Origin of the sequence: Phyllobacterium sp. (assembly GCF_037994405.1) — a bacterium.
Lineage (GTDB): Bacteria > Pseudomonadota > Alphaproteobacteria > Rhizobiales > Rhizobiaceae > Phyllobacterium.
Genome location: NZ_JBBNAN010000084.1, coordinates 20,596 through 29,987 on the forward strand (window position 1 = coordinate 20,596; position 9,392 = coordinate 29,987).

A 9,392-nucleotide genomic window follows, 5' to 3' on the forward strand; every position below is an offset into this window, starting at 1 on the left:
AGGCAAAACCAAGTGCAAAGTCGATGTTTCTTAACGACTTCGGGGCTGGTTGGGAACCCGCAACCGCAAATGAAAGAGCCAGCAATTCATCGCAGATTCAGGGCTTTGCCAGATTTGTAAGCAAAAAGTGATCGCAACGAATATTTTTCGTGACATTTCGAAGGCAGTCCGCTATTTTTTTAATCATAAGGAGAAAGTAAGAAAAATTCTGCTTTCCTACGCGGTCAAAGTCTTGGGAGGATGTGACCTGTGGCGCGGTAATACGCAGCCGCCATGCAAATGGATCGGGTCAGACGCGATCTTGAAATGCAAGGTGAAAGCCTTGCATTTTTTTTGTCGATTTTCAGATATTCAATCGGTTACATGGGTTTCTTAAAGTAATATTTGATCAACATGGCAAAATGAGCTGTTCTTCCCACCGCAACGAACTGGTGTTTGTTTCTGCAGATTGCCGCAAAGCGGGATTCGACCCGCTTGCTGGCTAATGAGCCGGCGCCACGTCCAAAATTGCAGCGTGACATTCCACATTTATTTCAACTGCGGGAAAAACACGGGGATGTCGTCGACGCCATAACCCAGTTTCTGGTTCACGATGTAGAAGATGGCAAAAATAACGGCTGAAATTATCGTCGTGAGCAGGAATACCCGGCCCATCCGGTGCTTGTGCGGCGCACTTGCCGGTGTTCCGAGGGTCACATCTTCTTCGTCGCCCTGCGTACGCAGGCCGATCGGCAGCATGGTGAACAGCGTCAGCCACCAGAGGATGAAATAGACTGCCATGGCTGTAGCGATTGGCATTTAGACTTGCTCCAGTTCAATCAACGTCCCGTTGAAATCCTTGGGGTGAAGGAACAGAACGGGTTTGCCATGCGCGCCGGTTTTTGGCTCACCATCGCCAAGAATACGCGCACCCTGCCCTTTTAGCCGATCACGCGCCGCAAGAATATCGGGCACTTCGTAGCAGACATGATGCATGCCGCCCGAAGGGTTCTTAGCCAAGAACGACGCAATAGGAGAATCATCGCCAAACGGTTCCAGCAGTTCGATCTTCGTATTGCCGACATCGATGAAGACCACAGTCACACCGTGCTCAGGCAAAACCTGCGGTTCGGTCAATTTTGCACCAAGCGTATCGCGATAGATCGCGGATGCGGCAGCCAGATCCGGCACAGCAATTGCGACATGGTTGAGACGGCCGAGCATCACCTACCTCAAGGACGGGTCACGAAGACGGTGACGATCGGTTTTTTGCCCCATACTTCGTTCGCAGCGGCGCGCACGGCACGGCGAACCGCTTCGCGTACCATGGCAATATCCTTGCGTTTTTCGCGGGGAATGCTCTGAACGGCGCCGACTGCGGCATCATAGAGCAAATCTTCAAGAAGCTCGCCTTCATGATCGTTTTCAGGAAGGCCGAACGGAACCACTTCCGGATCTTCGATAATATTGTACCGCTCATCCAGGAGCATCGAAACCGCAACATGGCCAACATAGGAGAGCTTGCGGCGATCAACGATACCAACCTCTTCCTCGTCGCCGATGAGCTTGCCGTCCTTGATGAGCCGCCCGAAAGGGGCCTGATCGATGATTTCGGCTCTGCCCGGCGCCAGTCGCAGCACATCGCCATTGCGCACTTGCGGCACCTCCGGAATTCCGGCCATGGCCGCCAAGGATCCCTGCGCTACGAGATGTGCCGCCTCACCGTGGACAGGCACGAGAATGCGTGGACGCACCCACTCATACATGCGCTTCAGCTCATTCCGGCGCGGGTGGCCGGACACATGCACGAGTTGATCGTCGTCTGAAATGATATGAATTCCCTGCTCGATCAATAGGTTCTTGGTCTCGATGATCGGCTTTTCATTGCCCGGAATGGTACGCGACGAGTAAATTACCGTATCGCCCGCGGACAGCGCGACATTGCGCATCTCGTCGCGGGCGAGCTTGGCAAGAGCTGCACGCGACTCGCCTTGGCTGCCGGTCAGGATGATGACCATGTTTTCACGCGGAACATAGCCATAGTCTTCTTCGGAAAGAAACTCCGGAACGTCGTCAAGATAGCCGAGTTCGCTCGCCACATCGATCATGCGTTTCATCGACCGGCCAAGTACCAGGACCTGACGGCCTGCGTCTCTTGCCGCCAGCGCAATGGAACGAATACGCCCGACATTGGACGAGAAAGTCGTGATAGCGACGCGGCCCCGGGCGTTCTCGATGATGTTGCGCAGACTCTCACCCACTTCCCGTTCTGATGGTGATTCGCCTTCACGCAACGCGTTGGTGGAATCGCACATCATGGCGAGAACGCCCTCATCCCCGAGTGCGCGAAACCGCGCCTCATTGATGAGCGGCCCGAGTGATGGTTCAGGGTCCATCTTCCAGTCGCCGGTATGAACGATCGTTCCGAGTGGCGTTCTGATCGCGAGCGACATCGGTTCCGGAATCGAGTGAGTCACGGCGAGCGCTTCGAATTCGAAAGGACCAACATTGAAGGTCTCACCTGCACGGTAGATCGTAACCGGAATGTCCGGCGCACCGGGCTCCGATTGGCGCTTTGCCTCCAACAGACCGGCTGTGAATGGCGATGCGTAGACAGGCACATTGAGCAGGGGCCACAGGTCAAGCAGGGCTCCGTAATGATCTTCATGGGCGTGAGTGATCACGATGCCCTTGAGATTTTGCCGCTCGGCTTGCAAGAAACGAATATCGGGCAGCACGAGATCAGCACCCGGAAGGTCCGGGCCGGCAAAGGTCACGCCCATATCGACGACCACCCATTCTCGCTTGTGCGCGGGACCGTAGCCATACATGGCCAGGTTCATACCGATCTCACCGACACCGCCCAGGGGAAGGAAAACAAGTTCCGCTTGATCGGAATTTGCCATTTATACTCCTAAAAACTGAATTCTATTCAGCACTTGCCGACGCAACAGCACCAAAATGGACGTCACCGGCGGCAATCTTCACCCGTTCTCCATCATTGTCGCGAATAACGAAGCGGCAGTCCTCGTCAATCGTTTCAAATATACCACGCAGGACGTTTCCGTCGACTCGCACCGCCACCTCACTACCAAGTCCTGCCGCCCGTGCGAGCCAGCGCTTGCGTATTTCAGCCAGTCCACGTCCCTCGCCCCAGATGCAGCTGTTCACTTCCCACGCATCGGACAGCGCCAGAAACAGCGTTTCAGCGTCACAGTCGGCGCCGAGATGGGCTAGCGACGTCACCGGGTAAGGAACATCTTCGGGATAAGTAACGACATTGACGCCAATGCCGATAACGATGGCAAAACGGTCATCCGGGAGTTGTGTCGATTCCAGCAAGATGCCAGCAAGTTTCGCGCCGCCCGCCAACAAGTCGTTTGGCCATTTCAACTCGACGCGCAGTGGCGATTTGCCGGATCCAGCGTTTCCCGCGCCGTCGAGGCCAACCGAGAATCTGGCTGCCGGACAAACCGCGTCCAGCGCATCCGCCAGTGAAAGCCCGGCAACGAAGCCGAGCGTTGCCGCGGTCTTGAGCTCGAAGCGGCCGGTCAGCAGCAGCGATGCCGCAAGATTACCGTGAGAAGTGGCCCAGGCCCGACCGCGTCGGCCGCGGCCGCTCTCCTGCTGCTTGGAGACGATCCACAATTTTCCCGCATCACCCGCCTGCGCACGCTCCAACGCCACGGCGTTGGTCGAGCCGATCGTCTCAAACGCCTCCAGCCGATAGCCGTTTTGCTGTGCCAGAGGCGAAAGTGAGAATCCCATCGAGCTTAGAAGAAGGTCTTGGCGGCGGCTTCCGCGTATGTGCTGACAGGCCCACCGATCAGTACATAGAACAGGACCAGCAGGCCGGAGACGCCGAGGACCAGCCGCAACTCACCGGCCACCGGAACAAAAGCCCCAGCAGGTTCATCGAACCACATAATCTTGATGATACGCAGATAATAGAACGCTCCCACGACCGATGCGACGATACCAATGATCGCCAATGCGTAGAGATTGGCCTGCATCGCGGCGAGGAAAGTGTACCACTTGCCCCAGAAGCCCGCCAGCGGTGGAATGCCGGCAAGAGAGAACATGAGGATCGTGAGCATCGTCGCCATGATAGGGTTCGTACGCGACAAGCCTGACAGTTCGCCGATCTGCTCGACATTGCCGTCCTTGCGGCGCATTGCGAGAATGAACGCAAACGTGCCGAGCGTGGTGACCAGATATATCAGCATGTAAATTGCCACGCCGCGCACGCCGACCAAGGTGCCGGCGGAGAGCCCGACGAGCGCATACCCCATGTGACTGATGGAAGAATAAGCCATCAGACGCTTGATGTTGCGCTGACCGATCGCAGCGAACGCGCCAAGAACCATCGACGCTATGGCGATGAACACGATGACCTGCTGCCAGTCATGGGTAATCGGCTGGAAGGTCTCGACTGCCACTCGGGTAAGCAGAGCCATTGCAGCCATCTTTGGCGCGCTGGCGAAGAAGGCCGTGACGGGTGTCGGCGCACCCTCGTAAACGTCCGGCGTCCACATATGGAATGGCACGGCCGAAATCTTGAAAGCAAGGCCCGCCAGAATGAACACAAGGCCGAACACGACGCCGAGCTGGCGCTGTTCGCTGCCAAGCGCCTGTGCGATTGCTTCAAATCCAGTGTGGCCGGTAAACCCATAGACCAGAGATATGCCGTAGAGCAGCATGCCGGACGACAGGGCGCCAAGCACAAAATACTTCAGGCCAGCTTCCGTCGAACGGACATTGTCACGGTTGATTGCAGCGACAACATAGAGTGCAAGCGACTGCAGTTCCAGGCCAAGATAGAGCGACAGGGTATCATTTGCCGAGATCATCAGCAGCATGCCGAGGGTCGACAGCAGGATCAGGATCGGGAATTCGAATTTGTCGAATTTTTCTGCCTTGGCGAAACCCGTTGACATGACAAGCGTCACAACTGAACCGACGAGGGTCAGCACCTTCATGAAGCGGGAGAACGGATCACTGACGAAAGCGCGCCCGAAGACGTGACCATCCTGCGGAAACAGGACGACCAAGGCAAGCGCAGCCAGCAGCAAGGCAACTGCGAGACCCGTGACGAGCGCATTTGCCCGCTCACCGGAAAACGCCCCGATCATCAGGAGAGCCAATGCACCCACCGTAATCAGCAGTTCAGGAGCCATAAGCGTCAGGTTGGCAATCATGTCGGTTTGGCCTCTTCCTGCTACTTCAGCGCCAGTGTGGCAGCTGAAGACAGCGCGTTATTGTATTGATTGATCAGGGCGTGGACAGAGCTTGCCGTCGCATCGAAGACAGGCATCGGATAAACGCCGTAGAAGATCGTCAGGATCACCAGTGGATACATCACGGCTTTTTCACGCGGCGACATGTCCAGGAGCGATTTCAGGCTGTCCTTGTCGAGTGCACCGAATATGACCCGGCGATAGAGCCAGAGCGCATAGGCAGCGGAGAAAATGACACCGCTGGCAGCAAACAGCGCAACCCATGTGTTGACACGGAAGACGCCCAGCAAGGTGAGGAACTCACCGACAAAGCCGGAGGTACCGGGCAAGCCGACATTGGCCAAGGTGAAAATCATGAACACCACCGCGTATTTCGGCATGTTGTTCACGAGGCCGCCATAGGCCGCGATCTCGCGTGTGTGGGTGCGGTCGTAGACGATACCAACGCAGAGGAACAGGGCGCTGGACACAAGGCCGTGTGAGAGCATCTGAAATATGGCGCCCTGGATGCCCTGCTCGTTGGCAGCGAAAATACCCATCGTGACATAGCCCATATGAGCAACGGACGAATAGGCGATCAGCTTTTTGACGTCTTGCTGCATCAGCGCGACGAGCGATGTGTAGATGATGGCGACGACTGACAGCGTATAAATCAGTGGAGCAAAATCGGCCGAGGCGACCGGGAACATCGGTATCGAGAAACGGATGAAACCATATCCACCGAGCTTCAACAGGATACCAGCCAGAATGGCGGAAGCGGCCGTTGGTGCCTCGACATGCGCATCCGGCAACCAGGTGTGTACCGGCCACATCGGCATCTTGACCGCAAAGGAGGCAAAGAAAGCCAACCAAAGCCAGGTCTGCAGCGACGCCGGGAACTTATAGGCCAGCAGGGTCGGAATGTCGGTGGTGCCGGCCTGCCAGTACATCGCCATGATGGCCAGCAGCATCAGCACCGAGCCGAGCAACGTGTAGAGGAAGAACTTGAAGCTGGCGTAGACGCGGCGCTTGCCGCCCCAGACACCGATGATGATGAACATCGGCAAGAGCACGGCTTCAAAGAAAACGTAGAATAGGACAATGTCGATCGCACAGAAGACGCCGATCATCAGCGTTTCGAGCACGAGGAACGCGATCATGTATTCCTTGACTCTGGTCTGGATCGCTTCCCAGCTTGCGAGGATGCAAAGCGGCATCAGGAAGGTGGTGAGGATGACGAACAGCATCGAAATGCCATCGACACCCATATGGTAGGAAATACCGGAATCGAGCCATGCGGCCTTTTCGACAAACTGGAAACCAGCCTGACCGTTGTCGAAATAATACCAGATTGGCAATGACAGCAGGAACGTGATGATTGTTGTCCACAGCGTCACGTTGCGGATGTTGCGGCGTGCAGATTCACCGTCATCCCGGATCATCAGAACAAGAAAGGCACCGACCAATGGCAGGAAGGTAACAGTCGAGAGAATTGGCCAGTCGGTCATCAGAAGTTGCTCCCCAGCATCATCCACGTGACGAGTGCGGCGACCCCAATGAGCATCGCGAACGCATAATGATAAAGATAACCGGTCTGCAGGCGCACCACCCGGTTGGTGACGTCAACGACACGTGCGGAGATACCGTCTGGACCGTGGCCGTCAATCAACCAGCCGTCGCCCTGCTTCCACAGGAAACGGCCGAGAGCCTTCGCCGGACGAACGAACAGGAAGTCATAAAGCTCGTCGAAATACCACTTGTTGAGCAGGAACTGGTAAAGACCAGGGTGGTCTGCAGCCAGCTTCTTCGGCGTTTCGGGGGAGCGAATGTAGAAATACCACGAGACGATGAATCCTACTGCCATTGCAAGGAACGGCGACATCGCTACCAGGAATGGCACATGATGATGCTCCTCGAGAATCTCATTTTCCTGACCGGTAAAGAGTGCACCTTTCCAGAACTCGGCATATTCGTGCCCGAAGAAGTATTCGTGGAAGCCAACGCCCGCAAACAGCGCACCAAACGCCAGGATAAACAGCGGAACCAGCATGACGTAGGGCGATTCATGCACGTGGTGCATAACATCGTGGCTTGCGCGCGGTTTGCCATGGAAGGTCATGAAAATCAGGCGCCATGAATAGAAACTGGTGAAGATAGCGGCGATTACGAGAAGGATGAAGGCATAGCCGGCAACCGGGCTGTGCGATGCATAGGCCGACTCGATGATCATGTCCTTGGAGAAGAACCCGGCTGTGCCGATGAGCGTGCCGGGAATGCCGAGACCTGTCAGCGCGACCGTACCGACGACCATCAGCCAGTAGGTCTGGGGGATCAGTTTGCGCAGGCCGCCCATGTGGCGCATGTCCTGCTCATCGGATACGGCGTGAATGACGGAACCCGCACCAAGGAACAGCAGCGCCTTGAAGAAAGCATGCGTGAACAGGTGGAAGATACCGGCACCATAGGCGCCAAGACCAAGCGCAACGAACATGTAGCCGAGCTGCGAACAGGTCGAGTAAGCGATGACGCGCTTGATGTCATTTTGAACGAGGCCAACGGTTGCCGCAAAGAATGCAGTGGTCGCACCGATAAACGTCACGAAAATCAAGGCGGTATGCGACAATTCGAAGATCGGCGACAGGCGTGCAACCATGAATACGCCGGCGGTAACCATCGTCGCTGCATGGATCAGTGCCGAAACTGGTGTCGGGCCCTCCATGGCGTCTGGCAACCAGGTGTGGAGGAGGAACTGCGCGGACTTGCCCATCGCGCCCATGAAGAGCAGCAGGCAGGCAATAGTAATCGCGCCCTGTTTGTCGAGGGTATAGCCAAGGAAATTCAGAACGGTCTGACCGCCTTCAGCGGCGCCTTCTGCAGGAAGATATTGTGCCGCAGAGGCAAACAGCGTGTCGAACTGGACGGTATCGAACAGCACGAACAGCGCGAAGATACCGAGAAGGAAGCCGAAATCACCCACGCGGTTTACGATGAAAGCCTTGATGGCAGCGGCGTTGGCCGATGGCTTCTTGTACCAGAACCCGATCAGGAGGTACGAGGCAAGACCCACGCCTTCCCAGCCGAAGAACATCTGCACCAGATTGTCACCGGTCACCAGCATCAGCATGGCGAAGGTGAAAAGCGAGAGATAAGCGAAGAAACGCGGCCGATCCGGATCGTGATGCATGTAGCCGATCGAATAGGTATGAACCAGCGCCGAGACAGTATTGACGACGACCAGCATCACCGCAGTCAGCGTATCGATGCGCAGCGCCCAGTCGAAACTAAGAGATCCTGACTCGACCCAGTGTGCAACCGGTACCTTAAAAGCTTCGCCATGGCCGAATGCCACGGTGCCGAAGGCGATCCAGGAAAGGATCGCGCAAACGATCAGCAGGCCGGTCGTGACATATTCGCTCGCCTTAGCGCCGATCGACGAGCCAAAAAGACCCGCAATCAGAAAGCCGAGCAGCGGAAGGAAGACAATCGCCAGATACAGCATGCCCCCGTCAACCTTTCATCATGTTGACGTCTTCAACGGCAATCGACCCACGATTGCGGTAGAACACGACGAGAATAGCAAGACCGATCGCTGCCTCTGCGGCGGCGACGGTCAAGACAAACAATGCAAAGACCTGGCCGACCAGATCACCCAGGGCGGCAGAAAACGCCACGAAGTTGAGATTGACTGCGAGCAGAATCAATTCGACCGACATCAGAATGACGATAACGTTCTTCCTGTTGAGAAAGATGCCGAAGATCCCGAGGGTAAACAGCAGGGCAGAAACAGTGAGATAATGTGCGATACCGATTTCCATCATGACACCTCTGTCAGGCCCTTGCCTGTCTCAACCTGTTTGACCTCGATTGCCGTTGCCGGCGTGCGCGCGACCTGTTCGGAAACGTTCTGGCGCTTGATATTGGGCTTGTGACGAAGCGTCAGCACAATCGCGCCGATCATCGCGACCAGAAGCACAAGGCCTGCAATCTGGAAGAAGTAAATGTAGTCCGTATAGAGGATGTCACCGAGCGCCGCCGTATTGGTGCGCGTCGCCACATCGGGCGTTGGCTGGAAAGCAACGGTTCCAAGTTTCGGTGCGAACACCGATCCGCCGAGCACGATGATAAGTTCGGCGGCAAGGATCAGACCGACAAGCGCACCGATGGGAGCATATTGCAGCGCGCCGCTCTTCAATTCAG

Annotated in this window: 9 protein-coding genes; all 9 read right to left on the bottom strand. The window is 56.2% G+C overall.

What is annotated here, in order from left to right; translation table 11 throughout:
* Positions 1 to 528: 528 nt before the first annotated feature.
* Positions 529 to 798, bottom strand: a complete 270-nt coding sequence (locus AAAC48_RS04990) for a DUF1467 family protein (protein WP_340653112.1) — start codon at positions 796 to 798, stop codon at positions 529 to 531.
* Positions 799 to 1,203, bottom strand: a complete 405-nt coding sequence (gene mce, locus AAAC48_RS04995; RefSeq protein ID WP_340653113.1) for a methylmalonyl-CoA epimerase — start codon at positions 1,201 to 1,203, stop codon at positions 799 to 801.
* 8 nt (positions 1,204 to 1,211) lie between these two features.
* Positions 1,212 to 2,885, bottom strand: a complete 1,674-nt coding sequence (locus AAAC48_RS05000; protein ID WP_340653114.1) for a ribonuclease J — start codon at positions 2,883 to 2,885, stop codon at positions 1,212 to 1,214.
* Between the two features lie 22 nt (positions 2,886 to 2,907).
* Positions 2,908 to 3,747, bottom strand: a complete 840-nt coding sequence (locus AAAC48_RS05005) for a biotin--[acetyl-CoA-carboxylase] ligase (protein WP_340653115.1) — start codon at positions 3,745 to 3,747, stop codon at positions 2,908 to 2,910.
* A gap of 5 nt (positions 3,748 to 3,752) precedes the next feature.
* Entirely contained in the window at positions 3,753 to 5,177 is a 1,425-nt protein-coding gene (gene nuoN / locus AAAC48_RS05010) for an NADH-quinone oxidoreductase subunit NuoN (RefSeq protein ID WP_340653116.1), read from the bottom strand.
* Between the two features lie 20 nt (positions 5,178 to 5,197).
* Positions 5,198 to 6,703 carry an NADH-quinone oxidoreductase subunit M gene (locus AAAC48_RS05015; protein ID WP_340653117.1) on the bottom strand — a complete coding sequence of 502 codons (1,506 nt, stop codon included), beginning with the start codon at positions 6,701 to 6,703 and terminating at the stop codon, positions 5,198 to 5,200.
* A complete protein-coding gene (nuoL, locus tag AAAC48_RS05020) occupies positions 6,703 to 8,694 on the bottom strand; it encodes an NADH-quinone oxidoreductase subunit L (RefSeq protein ID WP_340653118.1) in 1,992 nt (663 codons plus the stop codon). The genes AAAC48_RS05015 and nuoL overlap by 1 nt, the downstream gene beginning before the upstream one ends.
* A gap of 7 nt (positions 8,695 to 8,701) precedes the next feature.
* Positions 8,702 to 9,010 carry an NADH-quinone oxidoreductase subunit NuoK gene (gene nuoK / locus AAAC48_RS05025; RefSeq protein WP_340653121.1) on the bottom strand — a complete coding sequence of 103 codons (309 nt, stop codon included), beginning with the start codon at positions 9,008 to 9,010 and terminating at the stop codon, positions 8,702 to 8,704.
* On the bottom strand, positions 9,010 to 9,392 hold a 383-nt coding region (locus tag AAAC48_RS05030), incomplete at its 5' end, for an NADH-quinone oxidoreductase subunit J (protein WP_340653119.1). The genes nuoK and AAAC48_RS05030, both read right to left, overlap by 1 nt.